Raw genomic sequence first — 21,207 nt, 5'->3', positions numbered from 1 at the left:
AGCCGCAATGACCCGACCTTGGAGCCCCGACAGCTGGCGCACCCTGCCGATCCAGCAACAACCCATCTACCCCGACGCCGCGCACCTGCTGAAGGTGGAGCAGACGCTGGCCAGCTACCCGCCACTGGTGTTTGCCGGCGAGGCCCGCGAACTGCGCCGGCAATTCGCCGAGGTCACCCAGGGTCGCGCCTTCCTGCTCCAGGGCGGTGACTGCGCCGAGAGTTTCGCCGAGTTCTCCGCCGCGAAGATCCGCGACACCTTCAAGGTGCTGCTGCAGATGGCCATCGTCATGACCTTCGCCGCCGGCTGCCCGGTGGTGAAGGTAGGACGCATGGCCGGTCAGTTCGCCAAGCCGCGCTCGGCCAATGACGAAACCATTGGCGACATCACCCTGCCTGCCTACCGTGGCGACATCGTCAACGGTATCGGCTTCGACACCGCCAGCCGCGTACCCGATCCCGACCGGCTGCTGCAGGCCTACCACCAGGCCACCGCCAGCCTCAACCTGCTGCGCGCCTTCGCCCAGGGCGGATTCGCCGACCTGCACCAGGTGCACAAATGGAACCTGGACTTCATCGCCAACTCGGCCCTGGCCGACAAGTACCACCAGTTGGCCAACCGCATCGATGAAACCCTGGCGTTCATGCGCGCCTGTGGCCTGGACAGCGCCCCGCAACTGCGCGAGACCAGCTTCTTCACCGCCCACGAGGCGCTGCTGCTCAACTATGAAGAAGCCTTCGTGCGCCGCGACAGCCTGTCCGGCGACTACTACGACTGCTCGGCGCACATGCTGTGGATCGGCGACCGCACCCGCCAACTGGACGGCGCCCATGTCGAATTCCTGCGTGGCGTGCACAACCCGATCGGCGTCAAGGTCGGCCCGAGCATGAACCCCGAGGATCTGATCCGCCTGATCGACGTGCTCAACCCGGACAACGATCCCGGCCGCCTGAACCTGATCGTGCGCATGGGCGCCAGCAAGGTCGGCGAACACCTGCCGGGGCTGATCCGCACCGTCGAGCGCGAAGGCCGCCAGGTGCTGTGGAGCTCCGACCCGATGCACGGCAACACCATCAAGGCCAGCAGCGGCTACAAGACCCGCGACTTCGCGCAGATCCTCGACGAGGTGAAGCAGTTCTTCCAGGTGCACCAGGCCGAAGGCAGCCATGCCGGTGGCATCCACATCGAAATGACCGGGCAGAACGTCACCGAATGCATCGGCGGCGCGCGGCCGATCACCGAAGATGCGCTGTCGGATCGCTACCACACCCACTGCGATCCGCGGATGAACGCCGACCAGTCCCTGGAACTGGCCTTCCTGATCGCCGAAACCCTCAAGCAAGTGCGGCGCTGAGCAGCGCCTGACGCAGCCGACCGCCCTCGGCCCGAGGGCAGTCCGGCTGCACCCGCTGCAACCCCAGCCAGCCGGCCAGGCGCCACAGGTTCGTGGCCAGTGCCTGGTAGCCTTCCTCATCCAGCCCGGTCGCCTCCTCATGCACCGCATGCACCGTCAACCGCCCCTGGGCGCGTTCGGCGCGTAGATCCAGGCGCGCGGCGATGCGTTCCTGGTACAGGAACGGCAGCACGTAGTAGCCGTACACCCGCTTGTGCGCCGGAGTGTAGATTTCCAGGCGGTAGCGGAAATCGAACAGCCGCTCGGTACGGCTGCGTTCCCAGATCAACGAGTCGAACGGCGAGAGCAAGGCGCTGGCCGCGATGCGCCGGGGGATGCGCGGCGTGCCGGCCAGGTACGCGGTCGACTTCCAGCCTTGCACGCTGCAGGCCTGCAGGCGGCCATCGGCGAGCAGTTCGGCCAGGGCGGCCTTGCTCTGCTGCGGCGATAGCCGGAAGTAGTCACGCAGGTCTTGTTCGGTGGCCACGCCCAAGGCCTGGGCGGCATGCAGCATCAGCCCCTGGTGGGCCTCGGTCTCGCCGGGCACGGATTGCTGGAGGATCTCGACGGGCAGCACCCGCTCTGGCAGGTCGTAGAGACGTTCGAACCCACGTCGCCCAGCCACGCTGACTTCGCCGGCGGCGAACAGCCATTCCAGCGCGTGCTTTTCTTCGCTCCAGTCCCACCAAGGTCCGGCGGGGCCTTCACGGGTCGACAGACTGCCAGCGCCCAGCGCGCCACGCTCGCGTACCGCCGCAAGCACCCGGTCGATGACATCGCGGCGCTCGCGGCCGAATGTCGCCAACTGTCGGTAGATGCCCCTGCCTTCGAGGGCGTGGGCCATGCGCCAGCGCATCAGCGGATAGAGCGCCAGCGGCAACAGCGAGGCCTCGTGCCCCCAGTATTCGAACAAACGGCGCTGGCGACGCGTGCCCCAGGCGAGCTGGTCGAGCGCGGCCTGTGGGTAATCACCCAGGCGGGAAAACAACGGCAGGTAATGGGAGCGAACCAGGGCGTTGACCGAGTCGATCTGCACCACGCCCAGGCGTTCGAGCGTGCGTCGGAGGCTGGCCCGGGTAGGTTCGCTGTCGGGCGCCTTGCCGAAGCCCTGGGCGGACAAGGCCAGGCGGCGGGCCTGGGCGAGGGACAAGCTGAGGGGCATGAGGTGGGCTCCGTCTGGTGTTCAGACAGTAAAGACGCAATCGCGGATCAAGCCCGCCCCCATGCGCGATGACTGCCATGGGAGCGGGCTCGACCCGCGATCGAAGCCACCGTTCACTTGCGCAGCGGATCGTCCCAGAAATGCCGCTCGGCCTCCTGCTGGATATCGGCCCGCGACAGCCCCAGGTCGTGCAGCGTGGCATCGCTCAGGCGCGCCAGCTCCTCGCGTTGACGGTGCAGCTCGTACCAGCGCAACAGGTGGCTCAGGGGTGATGCCGTGTGGTGCGCTACGTTGAAATGACCTTTCATCTTGACGCCCTCCTTGTGGATGGATCCAGTCTCCGCCCAGGCCTAAGATCAATCCAACGAATGTTTCTGATGCCATGCATCTCGGAGATTGATGCAATGTCCACGTATCAGAGTCTCGATGCCGATGTACTGCGCACCTTCGTCGCGATTGCCGAGCAAGGCGGTTTCACCCGCGCCGGCGAGGTGGTCAACCGCACCCAGTCGGCGGTCAGCATGCAGATGAAACGCCTGGAGGAGGACATCCTGCAGCGCCAGTTGTTCGAGCGCGACGGCCGCCAGGTGCGCCTGACCGCCGAGGGCCAGGTCCTGCTGGGCTATGCCCGGCGCATCCTCAAGCTGCATGGCGAGGTGTTCAATACCCTGCGCATGCCGCACATGGTTGGCGTGGTGCGCATCGGCACCCCGGACGACTACGCCATGCGCTACCTGCCCGGCATCCTCAGCCGCTTCGCCCAGGACTACCCGCTGATCCATGTCGAGGTGCACTGCGACTCGTCGAAGCAACTGATGCTGCGCCAGGACCTGGACCTGACCATCGTCACCCGCGAACCGGGCAACGAGGTCGGCCAGTTGCTGCGCCAGGAGCGCCTGATGTGGGCCGCGGCCCAGGGTTTCTGCCCGCAGGAGCAGCGGCCGATGCCCCTGGCGCTGTTCAACACCGACTGCTTCTGCCGCGGCTGGACCTGCAACGCCCTGGAGCGCCACGGCATCGAGTACCGCATCGCCTACACCAGCCCGAGCCTGGCGGCGATCTTCGCCATCGTCACCGCGGGCCTGGCGGTGACCGCGCAACTGCACAGCCTGATCGGCGGCGAACTGCGCATCCTCGACGAAAACGATGGCCTGCCGCAGTTGCACATGGCCAATGTGATGCTGCTGCGCAACCCGCAGAGCCAGTCACCGATCACCGACTGCATGGCCGAGTACATCGTCGAGGGGTTCAAATAACCCCATCAACCGTGGGAGCCGGCCTTGCCGGCGAACAGGCGCCTGGCTGGCTCCTGCAGCGCTGCCAGGCGGTCAGATCTCGAAGCCGAGCATCACCGCGCAGACCACCAGGAACACGCAGAACAGCGTGCGCAACACCTTCTCCGGCAGCGCGTGGGCCAGCTTCACGCCCCAGCTGATGCTCAACAGCCCACCGATGGCCAAGGGAATGCCGATGCTCCAGTCGACACTCTGGTGCAGCCCGTAGGTCAGCAGCGTGACCAGGGTGCTCGGCGCCGCCAACGCCAGCGACAGCCCCTGGGCCACCACCTGGGTGGTGCCGAACACCGACGTCAGTATCGGCGTCGCCACCACCGCGCCGCCGACGCCGAACAACCCACCCATGGTCCCGGCAAAGCTACCCAGCACACCCAGCCATGGCCACGGATAGCGCAGCTCGCTGCTCGGCGACGCCGTCCGCAGGAACATCCGCGCCACGTTCCACACCGCCAGCACCACCAGGAAACCGACGAAACCCAGGCGCATCGAATGGGCATCGATGCCCACCGCCCAGATAGAGCCCAGCCAGGCGAACACGAAACTGCACAACGACAACGGGATGGCATGCCGCAGCTCGATGCGGTTGCGCTGGTGATAACGCCACAGCGCCAGCAGCACGTTGGGCACCACCATCACCAGGGCGGTACCCTGGGCCAACTGCTGGTCGAGGCCGAACAGCACGCCCAGCGCCGGAATCGCGATCAGCCCGCCGCCGATGCCGAACAGTCCGCCCATGGTGCCCAGGGCCGCGCCCAGGGCGATGTACAACAACCACTCGATCATAGGAGCCTCAACCGCCTGTCTGAAAGGAATGCGGGCATGCTACCCAGTCGCGGCTGGCGGGGAAACGCACAGCAGCGCACAATGGCTTTGCGTTTCTTGCATAAGCAGAGTCTCCATGAGCCCCGACATCCTCACCGAACAACTGAGCCTGTTTCTCGACGTGCTGGAAACCGGCAGTTTCTCCGCCGCCGCCCGGCGCCATCCGCTCACCCCCTCGGCCGTGGCGCGGCGCATCGACAACCTGGAAAACGCCGTAGGCAGCCGCCTGTTCGCCCGCAGCACCCATGCCGTGCGCGCCACGCCCGCAGGCAATGCGTTCGCCGAGCGGGCCCGGCGCATCATCGAGGAACTGCGCCTGGCGCGCGCCGAGGCGGTGTCGCTGAGCAACGCCCCGGAAGGGCTGATCCGTATCGATGCCCCAGCCGCCTTCGGCCGCCGCCACCTGGCCCCGGCCATCGCCGACTTCCTGGTCGCCTACCCTGGGCTGGACGTGCAACTGCGCCTGATCGACAGTTTCGTCGACCTGCACGGCAGCCACCTGGGCGAGGTCGACCTGGTGCTGCGCGCCGGCCCCCTGGCCGATACCCGCCTGGTGGCCACGCCGCTCGCCTACATGGTGCGCATCGCCTGCGCCAGCCCGGCCTACCTGGCCAGCCGCGGCGTGCCGGCCTGCCCCAGCGAGCTGCCCGGGCACGACGGCCTGGACTGGGACGGCCTGGCGCCGCCCTTCGCCTGGCGCTTCGACGTGCAGGGCCAACAGCGCCTGTATCGCCCCGCGCGCATGCGCATGGCCGCCAACAACGCCGAGACCCTACTGTTCGGCGCCCTCGCCGGCCTCGGCGTGGCCCATCTGCCGACCTGGCTGGTCAGCGACTACCTGCTGCGCGGCGAACTGGTCCCGTTGTTCTGCGAAAACGGTCTGCCGACGGCGGAGACCAGCGGCATCTACGCACTGCGTCTGGAGCATGAAACGAACTCTCGCAGCCGCTTGCTGCTCGAATTCCTCAAGAGCCGTTTCAGCCCGGTGCCCCCCTGGGACCTGGCCCTGCGCAGCGGACTACGCTGGCAATGAGCACGCCAGGTATTGGCGTGCTAGATTTCCACCCTCATCGAATCCAAGGACCTGCATGAACGCCGACACCCAAGCCCCTTGCGACGAGCTGCTGCTGGACAACCAGGTGTGCTTCGCCCTGCATTCCACGTCGCTGCTGATGACCAAGGTCTACAAGCCGCTGCTGCAGGCCCTGGGCCTCACCTATCCGCAGTACCTGGCCATGCTGGTGCTGTGGGAGCGAGACGGCCTGACCGTGGGCGAGATCAGCCAGCGCCTGCTCACCGACCCCGGCTCCCTCACTCCGCTGCTCAAGCGCCTGGAAAGCGAAGGCCTGCTCAGCCGCAGCCGCAGTCGCGAGGACGAACGCGTGGTACTGGTGCACCTGAGCGACAAGGGGCGCGCCCTTCAGCAGCAGGCCCGGCGCGTGCCACCCTGCATCCTCCAGGCCAGCGGCCACAGCGTCGAGCAGTTGCGCAAGCTGCAAGCCGACCTGCTGGCGCTGCGCGCGCAACTGCAAGAACACCTCTGAGGTCTATGCTGTGAAATGGCCGTTCGGCTGCAGGCGCGAAATTTATCTTGCGCACTAAATAATTGCGCGCTAATTTTAGCCCTGTTCCCACTCGACGCCCCCGACTTCCGGGGCGCGCACAACACGCAAGCGAGGCTCAAGATGCAAAAGGTCACTCCGCTGTACATCGCAGAAGCCACCTCCACCGGCGGTCGCGACGGCAAATCCCGCTCCAGCGACGGCAAGCTGGACGTCAAGCTGAGCACGCCCAAGGAGCTGGGTGGCGCGGGTGGTGAAGGCACCAACCCCGAGCAGATGTTCGCCGCCGGCTATTCGGCCTGCTTCATCGGCGCGCTGAAGTTCGTCGCCGGACAGGAGAAAAAAGCCTTGCCAGCCGACGCCTCGATCACCGCCAAGGTGGGCATCGGCCAGATTCCGGGCGGTTTCGGCCTGGACATCGACCTGCACGTCAACCTGCCGGGCCTGGCCCAGGCCGACGCCGAAGGTCTGGTGGAGAAGGCGCACAAGGTCTGCCCGTACTCCAACGCCACCCGTGGCAATGTGGATGTGCGCTTGCATGTGACCGTGTGAGCCGCGAGCAATGATAGGAGCGGCCTTGTGTCGCGAAAGGACCGCAAGGCGGTCCCAGGATGCACCAGGGCTGCTTTTTCGATCTACCTGAGACATGGTCGGGAGCAAGGCAAGCAGCCAGGGACAGGCACAAAAAAACCCGGCCAAGGCCGGGTTTTTCGTGCTCATCGCAAGAAGGATTACTTCTTGGAACGGCCCTTGAAGGAGCCATCGCGAGTATCGATGTCGATGAACTCGTCGATTTCGATGAAGTCGGCAACCTGTACTTCGGTACCGTTGGCCAGCTTGGCAGGCTTCATGACCTTGCCCGAGGTGTCGCCGCGAGCAGCGTTCTCGGTGTAGGTGACCTGACGGCTGATGGTGGTCGGCAGTTCGACCGAAACCACTTTCTCTTCGTACATGGTCAGGGCGCAGACGTCCTGCATGCCTTCTTCGATGTACGGCAGAACGGCGTCGATGTCTTCGGCGTTCAGCTCGTACATGGTGTAGTCGGTGGTGTCCATGAAGGTGTACGCGTCACCGCTGATGAAGGACAGGGTCACTTCCTTGCGGTCGAGGATCACGTCGTCCAGCTTGTCGTCGGCGAAGTAGACGGTTTCAGTCTTGTAGCCGGTCAGCAGGTTCTTCAGCTTGGTCTTCATGATCGCGCTGTTACGGCCCGACTTGGTGAACTCAGCTTTCTGAACCAGCCACGGGTCATTGTCGATCCGCAGTACGGTACCGGGTTTCAGTTCTTTACCAGTTTTCATTACGAAGTATCCGAATCTGGATGGATTTATAAAAATCGAGGCCGCGTATCATAGCGAATTTCGGTAAAACTGTACCAGCGCCATGGCAAGGTCCGGCTGAGCGGCCTGCCTGAGGCACCATTGCCGGGCATGCGCCTGCAGTTCCGGCCCGTGCCGTACCACCTCGCGCCACGCCACGCCCATGTCACGGTCCATGTTCCAGGCCCGCCACAGTTCGACCAGCGCCTGCCCCGCCGCCTCCGACAAGCCTTGGCGATAAAGCGCCAGGAAGGCCTCGAGTTTTTCCCAGTGGGCGTTCTCGTCCTGCACGTAGATGTGCCAGAGCAGCGGCCGCCCGGCCCACTGCGCACGGACGAACGAGTCCTCGCCGCGCACGGCATTGAAGTCGCAGCACCAAAGCAGGCGGTCGTAGTCGTCCTGGCTGACGAAAGGTAATACCTGCAGGGTCAACGCGCCCCTGTGGCGGACATCGCCCACCCCAAGGCCAGGCTCACCGAGCCAGACGCGCAGATCGGCGAGGATCCGCCCCTCGGGCACCAGCAGGTGGCTGGGCTCTTCACCCTCGGCCAGGGCATCGAGCCAACTGCCGAGCTGCGTATTCTCGTAGGCGAACAGCGAGATCAGCCGCGCACCGGCCTCGGGCCGTACGCCAAGCCCCGCCAGAAAGGCCGCGCGCGCCGTCGGATCCGCCTCCAGTGCCTGACGCCGATCCAGCAACGACGCCTCGCGCAGCAGGCCCCCGGTCTTTTCCGTGAAGCCAGGGAAGAAGAACACCGTACGCAGGCCATTGGCCTGTGGCGAGGTCAGGCCGTGGCAACCTTCGACCCAATCTTCGGCACTCAGGTATTCCAGGTTCAACCACAGCGCGGCCGGCTGACGCAGCGCCAGCGCCTCGACATAGGCCACCGGCAGCCGGCAGCCAAAGGCACCGATCACCACATCGGCAGTCGCCACCGGCTGCCAGTCGGCGGACCAATGGCGTACCTCGACGCCCTGCTGCCATTGCTGCGCCAAGCCGGCGTCGGCCTCGGGACACAGCCGCGCGAAAGCGCTCAGGTCGTCCACCCACAGGCGCACCGCCAGGTCGTGCTCGGCCGCCAACTGGCGTGCCAGGCGCCAGGTCACGCCGATATCGCCATAGTTGTCGACGACCGTGCAGAAGATGTCCCAGGTGGTTTTCATCGCCACGTTCCAGTACCCGCAGAAAAAGACCGCGAATTGTGCGGACAAATACGCGCCGACAACAGTGCCGTCACTGAAAAATCCTGCCATGCCGTGCGACAATGCCGCCACTCGTCCTGCCAGGAGGCCGCCATGCCCCGCGCCCGTGAACTGAAGATCACCCTCAAGCCCGTGCAACTGATCCTGTGCGTCGCCCTCGGCCTGTGGTTGGGCGCCGTGGCCATCGCCCTGAGCCTGTGGCTGGGCCTGCGCCTGTTGCCGGAGCAGGTGCAACCGGTGGCGCAGGCACTCGCCCCGGCAATTGCCCGCCCAGCTCCGGCAACGGCCACGCCAGAGCCGCCGCAGGATGCCCAGGCACAGATGTTCGAGCGCTACAAGGACATCCTCCACAAACAGGAGCTGCAACAGGCCAGCGAAGCCGCGCAAGGCAACCCGCGCAACCTGAACAACCCGAAATGCCAGTTCTGGCTGCAGCAGAACCGCACGGCGCCGACCGACAAGAGCCAGGCCAACGTGCTGGAGTTCTGCTACTGACCATGGACAAGGCCAACCTGCTGCAGCGAATCATCGCGACCCTCGAGCACGACATGGAGGTGCTGCGCCGTGCCGCGCAGACCGCCTACGAGGCCGCCACCGCCGAAGAGAACATCGCCGAGAACAAGTACGACACCCTGGGCCTGGAGGCGTCCTACCTGGCCACGGGGCAAGCCCGCCGTAGCGCCGAGATCCGCCAGGCGCTGCTGACCTACCAGCAACTGGTGCTGCGCGACTACGACCCGGCACGCGGGGTGCAGGTCGGCTGCCTGGTGACCCTGGAAGACGAGGCCGGCCAGCAGCGCCAGCTGTTCCTCGGGCCGGAAGGTGCGGGATTGAAGATTGGCGAAGGTGATCGGCTGGTGACGGTGATCACCCCGCGCGCGCCACTGGGTCAGCAGCTGATTGGCAAGAAGCTGGACGACGAGGTGGCGCTGGTGGTGAACGGCGTGTCCCAGTTGCAGTTCATTGTCGCAGTGACCTGAATCGGCGCCATTCGATCATGTAACCCGCCCCCCCGAGGGAGCGGGCTTGCCCCGCGATGCCGGTTGCAAGGCATTGAACCGCCCCGCCAGCCCCTGCCCGGCGAACTGCTCGACGATGAAGTCGATGAACGCGCGGGTCTTGCCCGGCAACAGCTTGTGCTCGGCGTAGTACAGGCTGATGTGCCCATCGTCCACGTACCAGTCCGACAGTACCCGGCACAGACGCCCCGCCGTCAGGTACGGCATGGCGAACGGCAGGCTCACCAGGGCGATGCCCAGCCCCTGCTCGGCCACCGCGCAGGCCGCATCGGAATCGCTCATGGTCATTGCCTGGCGCAACTGCAGCGGCGCCTGCTCCTGCCAACGACTGGTCAGCGGCCATGAGCGCACCCGACCGGTCTGCGGCGAACGGATCAGGATCCCGGCGTGACGCTCCAGCGCCTGCGGCTGCTCGATCGCCCCATGCCGTTCGAGATAACCCGGCGCCGCCACCAGCACCCGGTGCGCCGGGGTCAGCTTGCGCGCCACCACCCCGGGCGGCAGCTCGAAGCCTCCGCCGATGGCCGCGTCGAAACCCTGGCCGATGAGGTCGACCTGGCGGTTGTCGAAGTGCCAGTCCGGGACGATCGCCGGGTAACGCGTCAAGAACTCGCCCAGCAACGGCAGCACATAGAGCCGCCCGAACACCGTGCCCATGCTGACCCGCAACGACCCGGCCGGCTGCCCTTCGGCGCTGGCCAGGTTGGCCATGGCGTACTGGATGGTGCGCAAACTGTCACTCACTTCGCCAAGAAAGCGCTGACCGGCCTCGGTCAGGGTCAGCTTGCGGGTGCTACGCTGGAACAGCCGCACACCCAGGCGCGCCTCCAGCTGGGCGACATTCTTGCCCACCGCCGCCGGGGTCAGCGACAGGCGCCGGGCGGCCTCGGCGAAACTGCCCACTTCGGCGCTGCGGATGAAACACTCAAGGGCGCTGAAAGATTCCACGGCTTCTATTCCAAACCAAAGGTTTACTCTGCATATCGCGATTGCCATCTTATCAGCGGGTAATCGACGACGGATACTGCGCCCATCCAAGGCATCCGGCCTTGCTACCCAGCAGGAGATCAGCATGTCCCAGCAACTTTCCCTCAACGGCAAGGTGGCCCTCGTCCAGGGCGGTTCCCGCGGTATCGGCGCGGCGATCGTCCGGCGCCTGGCCAAGGATGGCGCCAAGGTCGCCTTCACCTATGTCAGTTCCGCTGCCGTGGCCGAAGCCTTGGCCGGCGAAATCACCGCCAACGGCGGCCAAGCCCTGGCCCTGCATGCCGACAGCGCCGACGCTGGCGCCGTGCAGCAGGCGGTGGCCGACACCGTCGCGGCCTTCGGTGCCCTCGATATCCTGGTCAACAACGCCGGCGTGCTGGCCGTCGCGCCCGTGACCGAGTTCGACCTCGGCGAATTCGACCGCATGCTGGCGATCAACGTACGCAGCGTGTTCGTCGCCACCCAGGCCGCCGCACGCCACATGGGCCAGGGCGGGCGCATCATCAATATCGGCAGCACCAACGCCGAGCGCATGCCGTTCGCCGGAGGCGCACCCTACGCCATGAGCAAGTCGGCGCTGGTCGGCCTGACCAAGGGCCTGGCGCGTGACCTCGGGCCGCAAGGCATCACGGTCAACAACGTGCAGCCAGGGCCGGTGGACACTGACATGAACCCGGCCAGCGGCGAGTTCGCCGAGAGCCTGATCCCGCTGATGGCCATCGGGCGCTATGGCCAGGCCAGCGAGATCGCCAGCTTCGTCGCCTACCTGGCCGGGCCAGAGGCCGGCTATATCACCGGCGCCAGCCTGCTGGCCGATGGTGGCTTCGCCGCCTGATCCACCCTCCTCAGCAGGAGCGGCCTTGTGCCGCTCCTGCTGAGGAACATCAGGTCGCCGGCAAGCGTTGCTCCATGACCTCGAGGAATGCCCGCGCCGCAGGCGTCGGGCTGGGCGACCACACCGCGTAGAGATGCCGCACCGGCGCATCCTCCAGCGGTACCGCAACCACCCCCTGGAACCCCCGGGCAATGCGCTCCGGCACCAGCCCCAGCGCCATGCCACGCTGAACGAATTTTTCCACCAGGCGGATATGGCCGATCTCGAACTGCACCCGATGCTCCACCCCCGCCGCCTGGAAGGCCTCGTCGGTCTGCCGCCGCGCACCGGTGCCCTCGGGAAAGTCCACCAGCACCTCGCCGGCCAGGTCGGCCAGGGCCAGTCGCGCCCTGTTCGCCAGGGCGTGCCCCGGCGGCAGCACCGCGACCAGTTCCTCGCGGGCCAGCAAGCGATGCTGCACGCCCTGCAGCACCTCGCCCTGCCACAGGCCGATGAAGCCCACATCCAGGCGCCGCTCGCAGACATCAGCCAGCAGCAGCTCGCTCTTGGCGGTCAGCCAACGTACGTCGACTTCCGGATAACGGCCATGGAATATCGCCAGCACGTCGACCAGGTCGAGCGCCGTCAACGAGCTGATCTCGCCGATCGACAGACGCCCACGCACTTGCCCGCAAGCGGCGGCGACATCGTCGGCGATACGCCGGGCCGCCTCCACCGCGGGCCGGGCACTGAGCACGAAGGCTTCGCCGGCCGGGGTCAGGCGCACTCGCCGCGAACTGCGCTCGAACAGGCTCACCCCCAGTTGCGCCTCCAGCCGCGCCACCTGGTGGCTGAGCGCCGACTGCACCACATGGCAGCGCTCGGCGGCACGGGTGAAGCTGCCGGTGTCGGCCACCGCCAGGGCGTATTCGAGTTGCTTGAGGTTCATCGATCTATCTGCTTTAGAGATGGATAAGTTGAAAACTATACATTGGTGTCATTCAAGACACTTCCTGATACTTGTCGCCAATCCCCCTTGCCTGCCAAGAGACTGACCATGAACACCCCGACACTCAGCCGCGCCCTGATCCTGCTGATGGCTACCGCCACCGGCCTGGCCGTGGCCAGCAACTACTACGCCCAACCTCTGCTGCACAGCATTGCCGAACAGTTCGGCCTGAGCACCGCCAGCGCCGGGACCATCGTCATCGCCGCCCAGCTCAGCTATGGCGCCGGCCTGCTGTTGCTGGCGCCGCTGGGCGACCTGTTCGAACAACGCCGACTGATCGTGACCATGGCGCTGATCGCCACCGCCGGCCTGGTGATCAGCGCCTGCGCACCGAGCCTGCCCTGGCTGATCCTCGGCACCGCGCTGACCGGACTGTTCTCGGTGGTGGCGCAGATCCTGGTGCCGATGGCGGCGACGCTCAGCGCTCCGGACCAGCGCGGTCGCGCCGTCGGCACACTGATGAGCGGCCTGTTGCTGGGCATCCTGCTGGCGCGTACTGCCGCCGGCTTCATGGCCGAGCTGGGCGGCTGGCGCAGCATCTATGTGCTGGCCGCGGTGCTGATGGCGGTGACTGCCCTGGCCCTGTACCGCAGCCTGCCGCAGCACCACAGCCACGCCGGCTTGAAGTACCCGGCGCTGATCGGCTCGGTGTTCCGCCTGTTCGTCGAGGAACCGGTACTGCGCCTGCGCTCGCTGCTGGGGCTGCTGTCCTTCAGCCTGTTCGCCCTGTTCTGGACCCCTCTGGCGTTCCTGCTCAGCAATGCGCCCTACCATTACTCCGACGCGGCGATCGGCCTGTTCGGCCTGGCCGGTGCCGCCGGTGCGCTGGCAGCCAACTGGGCCGGGCGCCTGGCCGACCGCGGGCAGGGTTCGCTGGGCACCACGGTGGGGCTGGTCGCCTTGCTGCTGTCATGGCTGCCACTGGGGTTCGCGCAAAGCTCGCTGCTGGCATTGCTGCTCGGTGTGCTGGTGCTGGACCTGGCGGTGCAGCTGGTGCACGTGAGCAACCAGAACGCCGTGATCGCCTTGCGCCCCGAGGCCCGCACGCGGCTCAACGCCGGCTACATCACCTGCTACTTCATCGGCGGCGCGCTGGGGTCGCTGCTGGGCACGCAGCTGTTCGAAACCCATGGCTGGAACGGCATCGTGGTGGCTGGGCTGGTCATCGGGACGCTGGCGTTGCTGGTCTGGGGATTGGCCGAGCGCAAGCGGGTAAAAGGGAGCGTGATGGCCTGAGAGCTTCGCCATGACCCATGGAAAACCTGCACCTGCAGGAGCGGCCTGGTGTCGCGAACGACCCCAGGCTTTCAGCGTCATCGACGATCACCGGGGCCGCCTTGCGGCCCGTTCGCGCCACCAGGCCGCTCCTGCATGGCCAGGAATCAGCCAGACTTGCCGGCGATGAACGCTTCGTCCACCCGCGCCAGCTGCGCCTCGCTCAATACCCCCGCCTCGTAGTGCAGCTTGATCCACGCCAGCAGGTAGTCATAACGCGCCTGCGCCAGGTCGCGGCGGGTGGTGGCCAGTTGCTGTTCGGCGTTGAGCACGTCGAGGTTGACCCGCTCGCCCCCCTGCACGCTCTTGCGTGTCGACACCACCAATGCCTCGGCCGCCACCAGCGCCCGCTCGTAGGCACGCAGGCGGCTGGCCCCGGACTCGCAGGCGTTGTATTGCTTGCGCAACTCGATCAGGGTGCCACGGGTCTGCCCGTCGAGTTCGTACTCGGCCTGCTCCAGATGACGACTGGCCTGACGGGTCGAGGCACTCACCCCGCCACCGGCGAAGATCGGCACGCTGACCTCGATACCCACGGTGTTGGTGTCGTAGCGCTGGTTATAGGTGTTGCCGCTGTCCGACTCCTGGCGCCGCGAGGTGGCGAAGGCGGTGACCTTGGGCAAGTGCCCGGCGCGGTTGCGCTCGACTTCGTAACGCGCCACTTCCAGGGCCTGGCGTGACGACGCCAACTGTGGGTTGTTGGCCAGCGCACGCTCCTGCCAGGCGCTATAGCCACTCGGGTCGACCATCGGCAAGGCGAAGCCCGCGCGCAGCGGCGCCAGGTCTTCGACCCGTACCGCCGGCTCGCCGATCAGCGCACCCAGTTCACGCAGGGCGGCATCCTGGTCGTTGCGCGCCTGGATCTCCTCGGCATCGGCCAGCTCATAGCGGGCCTGGGCCTCGAGGATGTCGGTGCGGGTCCCTTCGCCTGCATCGAACAACCGCTGGTTCTGCTGGAACTGCTGACGGTAGGCCTGCTTGCTGGCCACGCTGATGGCGATCTGGTCCTCGGCGAACAAGGCCTGGGTGTAGCTGGTCATCACCCGCACCAGCAGTTGCTGGCTCTGGTCGCGAAAGCTTTCGTCGGCGAACAGCGCCTGGGCCACGCCCTTGCGATAGGCCGAATAGGCTTCGTAGTCGAACAGCGGCTGCTGGAGGATGAAGGTCGAGCCCATGCTGTTGTAGTGGCGGTCTTCCTTTTGCCGGCGCGAATCCCCCAGGTAGCGCACCTCGGAATCGTTGCGCCCCTTGTTGTAGTTGTACGAGATGTTCGGCAGCAGGCCGGCACGGCCGATGGCACGGTACTCCTGGCCGGCCTCGCGGGCCTTGAACGCGGCCAGGTAGGTCGGGTCGCGGCGCAGGGCCTGCTCGTACACCTGGAACGGCCCCATGGCCGCCAGCGCGGCTGCCGGCAGCCAGGCACAGGCTGCCAGCAGCCCGATCAGTGGGAACTTCTTCACTGGGCGGTCCTTATTGTTCGGTCAAGGCAGTGCCTGCACGGTCGAGCAGGGGTTTGAACAGGTAGTTGAGCAGCGAGCGCTCGCCGGTACGCACGAACAGCTCCGCCGGCATCCCCGGACGAATCGCCAGGCCATTCAGGCGCGCCAGCGCCTCCTCGCTGACGGTGCTGCGCAGCACGTAGTAAGGCTGGCCGCTGCGCTCGTCGATCAACTGGTCGGCGGAAACCAGCGCCACCTCCCCGCTGACCCGCGGCGTGCGGTTCTGGTTGAAGGCGGTGAACAGGATGTCCACCGGCAGTTGCAGCGCCACCTTGTCCACCAGATTCACCGGCAGGCGCCCCTCCACCTCCAGCGCAGTGCCCTGGGGCACGATCTCCAGCAGGGTGTCGCCAGCACGTACCACGGCGCCCTCGGTATGCACCCCGAGGTTGACCGCAATGCCGTCGGCAGGTGCCAGGATCTCGCTGTGCTGCAACTCGAAGCGCGCGGAGTTGAGCTGCTGCTCCAGCGTCGCCGCCTTGACCTGGGCATCGGCCAGTTGGCTGCGCACCTCCTTCTGGTATTCCTCGCGGCGCTGCTGCAGGTTGAGCCGAGCCTCGACGATCACCTGCTCCAGGCGCGCGCTGTCACCAGCGTTCTGCGCCAGGTCGCGCTGCACCTGGGACAACTGGCGCTGGTACTCGAGCACACGGTTGCGCGGGATATAGCCGTCGCCGGCCAACGGGCGCAGGTTGTCCAGTTGCTCGCGCAGCGAATCGGCCTGGGCCTGCAGGTCGCTGCGTGCCCGACGCATGCCGGCCAACTGCGCCAGGGAGCCATCGATGCTCGCCGCCAGCGCACCCTGCTCGCGGGCCTGGGCCTGGCGGCGGCTGTCGAACAGTTGACGCTGGCCTTCGAGAATCAGGCCCAGACGGGCATCGGCGTCGCCCAGCAGGTCGGCGGGAAACTGCACCTGGGCCAGGTTGTCGCGCTCACCCTGCCAGCGCGCCAGGCTGGCGCGGGTCATGCGGTACTGGGCCTGCAAGGCATCGACATCGGCCTGGACCTGGGTCCGGTCGAGGCGGAACAACGGTTCGCCCTGATGCACCTGCTGGCCCTCGCCGACCAGGATCCGGCTGACCACGCCCGCGGCCATGGACTGCACCGCCTTGCGCTTGCCCGAAACCACCACGGTGCCCTGCACGGGCACCCCTTGGTCGAGCGGGGCCAGGCTGGCCCAGGCCATGAAACCGCCAAAGCCGACCAGGGTCAGGACCCAGCCCAGGCGAACATGGAAACGTGCATCGCGTTCGTGCCGGCTCATGCGCCACCTCCAGCTTGCAGGGGACGTTGCGCCGGGGCCTGGCCCATGGCGTGGAGAATATCGCGGGCCGGGCCGAAGCCCTGCATGCGGCCTTCGTTCATCACCAGCAGCTTGTCGGCCTGGGCCAGCGCCGCGCTGCGGTGGGTCACCAGCACCACGGTGCGGCCCAGCGCCTTGAGCTGGACCAGGGCGCTGGCCAAGGCCGCCTCGCCATGGCTATCGAGGTTGGAGTTGGGCTCGTCGAGCACGATCAGGCAAGGGTTGCCATACAACGCACGGGCCAGGGCCACGCGCTGCTTCTGCCCGCCGGACAGGTCAACACCATCCTCGCCCAGGCGCGTGTCGTAGCCCTTGGGCAGGCGCAGGATCAGCTCATGCACTCCCGCCAGACGGGCGGCCTCGACCACCTGCTGGCCGTCGAGCTCGCCGAAGCGGGCGATGTTTTCGGCAATGCTGCCACGCAAGAGCTCGATGGTCTGCGGCAGGTAGCCGATATGCGGGCCAAGGGCCTCGCGGTCCCACTGGGCGAGCTCGGCGCCATCCAGGCGCACGTGGCCAGACAGGGTCGGCCACACGCCGACCAGCACCTTGGCCAGGGTCGACTTGCCCGAACCCGAGGCCCCCAGTACACCGAGCAGCTCTCCAGGGGCCAGGGCGAAGTTGACCTGCTGCAACGTGGTCACCCCACGGCCGGGCGGGCCGGCGCTGATCTGCTCCACCGTCAACTGCCCGGTTGGTACCGGCAGCGGCATCGGCACCGGTGGTTCAGGGTGTTCACGCAACAGACTGTCCAGGCGTTGGTAGGCCAGCTGCGCGCCGCTCCACTGCTTCCACACCGCGATCACCTGGTCGATCGGGGCCAGTACCCGGCCCATCAGGATCGAGCCGGCGATCATCATGCCGGGGGTCATCTGCTGCTCGATCACCAGCAAGGCACCGAGGCCCAGCACCAGCGACTGCAGGCACAGGCGCAGGCCCTTGCTGGTGGCGGTGATCACCGCAGAGGTGTCACTGGCCTTGTTCTGCAGGTCGAGGAAGCGCCCATGCAGGGTGAACCAGCGCCTGCGCAGGGCACCGAGCATGCCCATGGCCTGGATGCTCTCGGCACTCTGCAACTGGCTGCCGGCGAGCAGCGTCGACTGCTGCTGGACATTGCTGGCTTCGACCAGGGTGGCGTGGGTGAGCCGCTCGTTGAGCACCGCCAGGGCAATCAGCAGCACCGCGCCCACCGTGGCCATGACCCCGAGCCAGACGTTGAAGACGAAGATCACCGCCAGGTAGATGGGAAACCAGGGCGCGTCGAAGAAGGCGAACAAGGCCGGGCCGGTGATGAACTGGCGCAGTTGGGTGAGATCGCCCAAGGCTTGCCCGGCGGATCCGTCGCGCTGGCGCAAGTTGCGTTCGAAGGCGGCGCGGTAGACGTTGAGATTGAAACTTTTCTCCAACTGGTTACCCACGCGAATGACGATAAAACTGCGCACGGCTTCCAGTGCGCCTATATAAACGAAGAAGCCCACGACCATCAGGGTCAACATCCACAAAGTTGTGGTGTTCTGCGAACTCAGTACACGGTCGTACACTTGAAGCATATATATCGACGGCACCAGCATCAGCAAATTGATCAATGCCGTGAAACAGCCAACGCTGATCAACGTCGACTTGAATTCGCCGAGTGCCGCCCACAAAGGCGCCCCGGGCTTTTTGCTCGGTAGTTTCATGTTTCGCCCTTGTTTACCTGGAACTTTCAAAGCTCCAGGGCGGGGTTATTTGTCCAGGCGCTCGAGCACCAGTGGCGTGCCTTGCGGGGTGGTCCAGGCATAGCGTCCGGCACCTTCGCGGTTGAAGTGCACCACGCTGCTGCCATCGGCGCCCACCAGGGCCAAGGTGTCCGGGGTCACCAGCCAGCTGCCGGGGCGCAGGCCCACCAGACGCTCGGCGCAATCCAGGTCGCCCGTCAGCGCGCCTTCGCCGGCGCTCAGGCGTAGGTTGCAGGCCTCGGCCTGCTGCTGTTCGGGGTAAAGCTGCCAACGGCCGGCCAGTTGCGCGGCGTTGGGGAGTAGCAGGCTGCTCGCCATACCTACCTCGGTGATCGACATCAGGGGAATCGCGGCCAGCGCGATCATTTGCTTGAACCTATGCATGTATCGGCCTCGTCGGCAAAAGGGGCGACGCGCAGGCGCCGCCCCCTCGTACATCAGACCACGATGTCGCTGACAGCGGCCTGGCCAACGGTAGTCACCAGGAAGTCAGCCGAGCTGTTTCCGGTGAAGTCGATGGACAGGCTGCCCAGGTTGGTGGCCTGGTCGTAGCTCAGCACCGCCTCGCCGGCATGGCCGGTGAAGGCGTTGACGAACTGCAGCGGCAGCTTGTTCACGGCGAAGGCCGAGATGGCCGACAGATCGATCTTGTCCACACCCGAGGTGAAGTCCATGATCCGGTCCGGCGCCGCCTTGGTCGAGTCGCTGATGGCCGCGTACACGAAGGTGTCCGCGCCGCTGCCGCCCCACAGTTGGTCGGCACCGCCACCGCCGTAGATGATGTCGTTGCCGGCACCACCCTTGAGCACGTTGGCCAGTGCGTTACCGATCAGCAGGTCGTTGCCCGAGCCACCGATGGCGTTCTCGATGGACACGCCCTTGGCGATGGACACGTTGCCGACCATGCCGCCGACGTCGGAGAACGACGCTTCGTTGAGGTTGATCTTCTGGTTCTGGGTGAACCCGGAGAAGTCGAAGGTGTCGTTGCCACCACCGTCCCACACCGAGAACACCAGCTTCGACGAGGCCGAGGTAGCCGAGTAGAAGTCGCGGTCAGCGGTGGAGTTGAAGCCGTAGGTGGTGTCGCCGGCACGGGTGGCGTAGTTGGCGCCGTAGAGCTTCTGGATCGCCAGGATGTCGTCCATCAGCGGGGCCGAGGCGTAGTACTGACCGCCGCCCTTGACGAAGTTCTGCCCGTTGTTGCTTTCGCTCCAGTAGCTCATGACGCTGTAGCCACGGGTGTCCTGAGCGTAGTCGGCGTCGCGGTAGGTCGGATTGCCCTCGCCGGCGTTGTAGTCGCCAGGGTGGGACAGGCCGAGCACGTGGCCGATTTCGTGGGTCAGGGTCTGGCGCCCGTAGTTGCCGGTGCCCGGGGTGATGTTGACCTGGTAGCTGTTGTTGATCAGGTACCAGGACTCACCCTTGTGCGAGCCCGGCTGGTCGAACGGCAGGTAGGCGAATGCCGCGCCGCCGTTGCTGGCGCTGAAGTTGCCGAAGGTCATGTGACCGTCGCCACCCGAGGCCGCCTCGTTGAAGGTGACCTTGGCCACATCCGCCCAGGACTGCATGGCGAGCTTGGCCTGCTCTTTCTGCAGGTCGCTGAACTGGCTGAAAGTGCCCAGTCCGCGGCTGTAGAAATCGCTCGGTGCCTTGGTCAGGAAGGTGTAGGACAGGCTGATGGTGCCGTCCTTGTTCAGGTCTTTCCAGGCGGCGCCGTCACGCAGGATGTGGTCGGCAGCCTGGTCGGCCGTGAAGGACTTCTTGCCATTGATGTTCGCGCCGCCACGGTCGTACTGGTGGGCGAAGCTGTCGATCAGACCGTAGGAAGCACTTGGCCCCTTTGGTTGCAGCGCCGAAACGGCCGAAGCAATGGCGTTTTCTTTGACTTTCGACATGCAGGTTACTTCCTTGTTTACAAAAAAGCAGTTGATGTCCGACAGGAGCTCTCCCACTTCCGGCGAGAGCATCCTGTCACTCGCCCTTATGAGGCGCAAAAAAACTGACACATATTGAAACTTCCTGTCCAGCGTTTTTTGACGTCATTTTTTCGTTTTCGAAAATCACCACTGATCCGTACTTATTTGCGCAAACTGCGACCCTCTAATGCCTGTAGGCGAAACCATGAGTTGCGATAATGGGGTACTCCATCTTTATGCGTTTATTCGAACTTTATTTATGAAAACGCGACTTTCGCTTGAACATTTCCAACAGCACTTCGTATTACATCTTCGGCAGGATGACTCTGTGTCGCACGACCCTCTGTCGCCTGCCCGTTGACTTGCTCTCGGCGGCGGCGCTCAGTAGGACGTTGGTCGACGACCTTCCGCTGACAGGACGACACGATGACAAGACTCACGGTGCAATCCGGCGATTTCTTGCAAGGTGAAGGCGAGTATCGCAATGGAATGCTTACACTCAGGACCCCTCGCAGCCCCGCCCCAGGCGAGCGCATCTCCCTGGGGCGCATCAAGGAACTGAAACTGGCCAACCTGGAGTCCACCCGCAGCCTCGGCGGTGCCCTGGGATGGGGCATGGCAGGCGCACTGGTGGCCGGCCCGGTCGGCCTGCTCGCCGGCCTGCTGCTGGGCGGCAAGGAGGATGAGGTCACCTTCCTCGCCACCTTCAAGGATGGCCGCAAGCTGATGGCCACCACCGACGGCAAGACCTGGTCGAGAATCGACGACACCTGGCGTCGCCACCAGCGCCCCGCTGCCGCCTGAAGCCACCGTCCGCCCATCCGTCTACTGCTTGAGTGCCCGCTTTCGCAGGCACACGAGCACGCGCGCCTGCTAACATGACGCCCCTTTTTTGCCCGACCGGCGCAATG

At 65.8% G+C, this 21,207-nt stretch carries 22 protein-coding genes; 10 read left to right on the top strand and 12 right to left on the bottom strand.

Annotated features, from left to right (window positions below; all coding sequences use genetic code 11):
* The first annotated feature begins 7 nt into the window (after positions 1–7).
* Positions 8–1,354, top strand: a complete 1,347-nt coding sequence (locus tag F3J43_RS07185; RefSeq protein WP_166884166.1) for a class II 3-deoxy-7-phosphoheptulonate synthase — start codon at positions 8–10, stop codon at positions 1,352–1,354.
* Here F3J43_RS07185 and F3J43_RS07180 read toward each other — a convergent pair.
* On the bottom strand, positions 1,335–2,555 hold the full coding sequence (locus F3J43_RS07180; RefSeq protein WP_166884164.1) for a winged helix-turn-helix domain-containing protein: 1,221 nt from the start codon (positions 2,553–2,555) through the stop codon (positions 1,335–1,337). The genes F3J43_RS07185 and F3J43_RS07180 overlap by 20 nt on opposite strands.
* A 113-nt stretch (positions 2,556–2,668) precedes the next feature.
* Positions 2,669–2,863, bottom strand: a complete 195-nt coding sequence (locus F3J43_RS07175; RefSeq protein ID WP_166884162.1) for a DUF1127 domain-containing protein — start codon at positions 2,861–2,863, stop codon at positions 2,669–2,671.
* A gap of 96 nt (positions 2,864–2,959) precedes the next feature.
* On the opposite strand from F3J43_RS07175, the gene F3J43_RS07170 reads away from it, so the two are divergent.
* Positions 2,960–3,811 (top strand): LysR substrate-binding domain-containing protein, encoded by an 852-nt coding sequence (locus tag F3J43_RS07170; protein WP_166884160.1) that lies wholly within the window; start codon positions 2,960–2,962, stop codon positions 3,809–3,811.
* 72 nt (positions 3,812–3,883) lie between these two features.
* Here F3J43_RS07170 and F3J43_RS07165 read toward each other — a convergent pair whose 3' ends face one another.
* Positions 3,884–4,633: a sulfite exporter TauE/SafE family protein gene (locus tag F3J43_RS07165; protein WP_166884158.1), complete on the bottom strand. Its 750-nt coding sequence runs from the start codon at positions 4,631–4,633 to the stop codon at positions 3,884–3,886.
* 115 nt (positions 4,634–4,748) lie between these two features.
* Here F3J43_RS07165 and F3J43_RS07160 point away from each other — a divergent pair, with 115 nt between their 5' ends.
* The 3 genes from F3J43_RS07160 to F3J43_RS07150 all read left to right on the top strand — a co-directional run bounded on the left by F3J43_RS07160 (position 4,749) and on the right by F3J43_RS07150 (position 6,786).
* Positions 4,749–5,705 carry a LysR family transcriptional regulator gene (locus F3J43_RS07160; protein ID WP_166884156.1) on the top strand — a complete coding sequence of 319 codons (957 nt, stop codon included), beginning with the start codon at positions 4,749–4,751 and terminating at the stop codon, positions 5,703–5,705.
* Positions 5,706–5,760: 55 nt separating this feature from the next.
* Positions 5,761–6,216, top strand: coding sequence for a MarR family winged helix-turn-helix transcriptional regulator (locus F3J43_RS07155; protein WP_166884154.1), 456 nt, complete (start codon positions 5,761–5,763; stop codon positions 6,214–6,216).
* A gap of 141 nt (positions 6,217–6,357) precedes the next feature.
* The gene (locus F3J43_RS07150; protein ID WP_166884152.1) at positions 6,358–6,786 is read left to right on the top strand and encodes an organic hydroperoxide resistance protein; all 429 of its coding nucleotides are present in this window, start codon (positions 6,358–6,360) and stop codon (positions 6,784–6,786) included.
* 179 nt (positions 6,787–6,965) lie between these two features.
* Here the strand turns inward: F3J43_RS07150 and efp are convergent, their stop codons facing one another.
* Positions 6,966–7,535, bottom strand: coding sequence for an elongation factor P (gene efp / locus F3J43_RS07145; RefSeq protein ID WP_051098927.1), 570 nt, complete (start codon positions 7,533–7,535; stop codon positions 6,966–6,968).
* 48 nt (positions 7,536–7,583) lie between these two features.
* Positions 7,584–8,717, bottom strand: a complete 1,134-nt coding sequence (gene earP, locus F3J43_RS07140) for an elongation factor P maturation arginine rhamnosyltransferase EarP (RefSeq protein ID WP_166884150.1) — start codon at positions 8,715–8,717, stop codon at positions 7,584–7,586.
* A 132-nt stretch (positions 8,718–8,849) separates the two neighbouring features.
* Between earP and F3J43_RS07135 the strand changes: the two genes are divergently transcribed.
* A complete protein-coding gene (locus F3J43_RS07135) occupies positions 8,850–9,251 on the top strand; it encodes a hypothetical protein (protein WP_166884148.1) in 402 nt (133 codons plus the stop codon).
* Positions 9,252–9,253: 2 nt separating this feature from the next.
* Positions 9,254–9,736 carry a GreA/GreB family elongation factor gene (locus tag F3J43_RS07130; RefSeq protein ID WP_166884146.1) on the top strand — a complete coding sequence of 161 codons (483 nt, stop codon included), beginning with the start codon at positions 9,254–9,256 and terminating at the stop codon, positions 9,734–9,736.
* Between the two features lie 15 nt (positions 9,737–9,751).
* Here the strand turns inward: F3J43_RS07130 and F3J43_RS07125 are convergent, their stop codons facing one another.
* Complete coding sequence (locus F3J43_RS07125; protein ID WP_353618207.1) at positions 9,752–10,723, bottom strand: LysR family transcriptional regulator; 972 nt, start codon at positions 10,721–10,723, stop codon at positions 9,752–9,754.
* 124 nt (positions 10,724–10,847) lie between these two features.
* Here F3J43_RS07125 and F3J43_RS07120 point away from each other — a divergent pair, with 124 nt between their 5' ends.
* A complete protein-coding gene (locus tag F3J43_RS07120; protein ID WP_166884142.1) occupies positions 10,848–11,597 on the top strand; it encodes a 3-oxoacyl-ACP reductase family protein in 750 nt (249 codons plus the stop codon).
* Between the two features lie 49 nt (positions 11,598–11,646).
* Here the strand turns inward: F3J43_RS07120 and F3J43_RS07115 are convergent, their stop codons facing one another.
* The gene (locus F3J43_RS07115; RefSeq protein WP_166884140.1) at positions 11,647–12,525 is read right to left on the bottom strand and encodes a LysR family transcriptional regulator; all 879 of its coding nucleotides are present in this window, start codon (positions 12,523–12,525) and stop codon (positions 11,647–11,649) included.
* A gap of 108 nt (positions 12,526–12,633) precedes the next feature.
* Here F3J43_RS07115 and F3J43_RS07110 point away from each other — a divergent pair, with 108 nt between their 5' ends.
* Positions 12,634–13,821, top strand: a complete 1,188-nt coding sequence (locus F3J43_RS07110; protein ID WP_166884138.1) for an MFS transporter — start codon at positions 12,634–12,636, stop codon at positions 13,819–13,821.
* Positions 13,822–13,967: 146 nt separating this feature from the next.
* Here the strand turns inward: F3J43_RS07110 and F3J43_RS07105 are convergent, their stop codons facing one another.
* The 5 genes from F3J43_RS07105 to F3J43_RS07085 are packed head-to-tail and all read right to left on the bottom strand — an operon-like array spanning position 13,968 to position 20,275.
* Positions 13,968–15,320 carry a TolC family outer membrane protein gene (locus F3J43_RS07105; protein WP_205297693.1) on the bottom strand — a complete coding sequence of 451 codons (1,353 nt, stop codon included), beginning with the start codon at positions 15,318–15,320 and terminating at the stop codon, positions 13,968–13,970.
* A 10-nt stretch (positions 15,321–15,330) separates the two neighbouring features.
* Positions 15,331–16,623, bottom strand: coding sequence for an HlyD family type I secretion periplasmic adaptor subunit (locus tag F3J43_RS07100; protein WP_166884136.1), 1,293 nt, complete (start codon positions 16,621–16,623; stop codon positions 15,331–15,333).
* Complete coding sequence (locus F3J43_RS07095) at positions 16,620–18,341, bottom strand: type I secretion system permease/ATPase (RefSeq protein ID WP_166884134.1); 1,722 nt, start codon at positions 18,339–18,341, stop codon at positions 16,620–16,622. The genes F3J43_RS07100 and F3J43_RS07095 overlap by 4 nt, the downstream gene beginning before the upstream one ends.
* Before the next feature lie 45 nt (positions 18,342–18,386).
* Positions 18,387–18,764, bottom strand: a complete 378-nt coding sequence (locus F3J43_RS07090; protein ID WP_166884132.1) for an AprI/Inh family metalloprotease inhibitor — start codon at positions 18,762–18,764, stop codon at positions 18,387–18,389.
* A gap of 53 nt (positions 18,765–18,817) precedes the next feature.
* Positions 18,818–20,275, bottom strand: a complete 1,458-nt coding sequence (locus tag F3J43_RS07085) for a serralysin family metalloprotease (RefSeq protein WP_166884129.1) — start codon at positions 20,273–20,275, stop codon at positions 18,818–18,820.
* A 510-nt stretch (positions 20,276–20,785) separates the two neighbouring features.
* Between F3J43_RS07085 and F3J43_RS07080 the strand changes: the two genes are divergently transcribed.
* The gene (locus tag F3J43_RS07080) at positions 20,786–21,100 is read left to right on the top strand and encodes a hypothetical protein (RefSeq protein ID WP_205297692.1); all 315 of its coding nucleotides are present in this window, start codon (positions 20,786–20,788) and stop codon (positions 21,098–21,100) included.
* Positions 21,101–21,207: the final 107 nt, after the last annotated feature.

This window comes from Pantoea sp. Cy-639, from assembly GCF_011752525.1.
Classification (GTDB): Bacteria; Pseudomonadota; Gammaproteobacteria; order Pseudomonadales; family Pseudomonadaceae; genus Aquipseudomonas.
Note: the sequence above shows the minus strand (reverse complement) of the source record. Positions and strands in the feature narration are given on the sequence as shown.

Excerpts from the sequence above, each read along its gene's own strand:
- F3J43_RS07135 (WP_166884148.1), top strand. The coding sequence starts at position 8,850 with ATGCCCCGCGCCCGTGAACTGAAGATCACCCTCAAGCCCGTGCAACTG.
- earP (WP_166884150.1), bottom strand. The coding sequence starts at position 8,717 with ATGAAAACCACCTGGGACATCTTCTGCACGGTCGTCGACAACTATGGC.
- F3J43_RS07120 (WP_166884142.1), top strand. The coding sequence starts at position 10,848 with ATGTCCCAGCAACTTTCCCTCAACGGCAAGGTGGCCCTCGTCCAGGGC.
- F3J43_RS07080 (WP_205297692.1), top strand. The coding sequence starts at position 20,786 with ATGCTTACACTCAGGACCCCTCGCAGCCCCGCCCCAGGCGAGCGCATC.
- F3J43_RS07180 (WP_166884164.1), bottom strand. The coding sequence starts at position 2,555 with ATGCCCCTCAGCTTGTCCCTCGCCCAGGCCCGCCGCCTGGCCTTGTCC.
- F3J43_RS07160 (WP_166884156.1), top strand. The coding sequence starts at position 4,749 with ATGAGCCCCGACATCCTCACCGAACAACTGAGCCTGTTTCTCGACGTG.
- F3J43_RS07115 (WP_166884140.1), bottom strand. The coding sequence starts at position 12,525 with ATGAACCTCAAGCAACTCGAATACGCCCTGGCGGTGGCCGACACCGGC.
- efp (WP_051098927.1), bottom strand. The coding sequence starts at position 7,535 with ATGAAAACTGGTAAAGAACTGAAACCCGGTACCGTACTGCGGATCGAC.
- F3J43_RS07095 (WP_166884134.1), bottom strand. The coding sequence starts at position 18,341 with ATGAAACTACCGAGCAAAAAGCCCGGGGCGCCTTTGTGGGCGGCACTC.
- F3J43_RS07085 (WP_166884129.1), bottom strand. The coding sequence starts at position 20,275 with ATGTCGAAAGTCAAAGAAAACGCCATTGCTTCGGCCGTTTCGGCGCTG.
- F3J43_RS07155 (WP_166884154.1), top strand. The coding sequence starts at position 5,761 with ATGAACGCCGACACCCAAGCCCCTTGCGACGAGCTGCTGCTGGACAAC.
- F3J43_RS07100 (WP_166884136.1), bottom strand. The coding sequence starts at position 16,623 with ATGAGCCGGCACGAACGCGATGCACGTTTCCATGTTCGCCTGGGCTGG.
- F3J43_RS07185 (WP_166884166.1), top strand. The coding sequence starts at position 8 with ATGACCCGACCTTGGAGCCCCGACAGCTGGCGCACCCTGCCGATCCAG.
- F3J43_RS07175 (WP_166884162.1), bottom strand. The coding sequence starts at position 2,863 with ATGAAAGGTCATTTCAACGTAGCGCACCACACGGCATCACCCCTGAGC.
- F3J43_RS07130 (WP_166884146.1), top strand. The coding sequence starts at position 9,254 with ATGGACAAGGCCAACCTGCTGCAGCGAATCATCGCGACCCTCGAGCAC.
- F3J43_RS07150 (WP_166884152.1), top strand. The coding sequence starts at position 6,358 with ATGCAAAAGGTCACTCCGCTGTACATCGCAGAAGCCACCTCCACCGGC.
- F3J43_RS07170 (WP_166884160.1), top strand. The coding sequence starts at position 2,960 with ATGTCCACGTATCAGAGTCTCGATGCCGATGTACTGCGCACCTTCGTC.
- F3J43_RS07090 (WP_166884132.1), bottom strand. The coding sequence starts at position 18,764 with ATGCATAGGTTCAAGCAAATGATCGCGCTGGCCGCGATTCCCCTGATG.
- F3J43_RS07110 (WP_166884138.1), top strand. The coding sequence starts at position 12,634 with ATGAACACCCCGACACTCAGCCGCGCCCTGATCCTGCTGATGGCTACC.
- F3J43_RS07165 (WP_166884158.1), bottom strand. The coding sequence starts at position 4,633 with ATGATCGAGTGGTTGTTGTACATCGCCCTGGGCGCGGCCCTGGGCACC.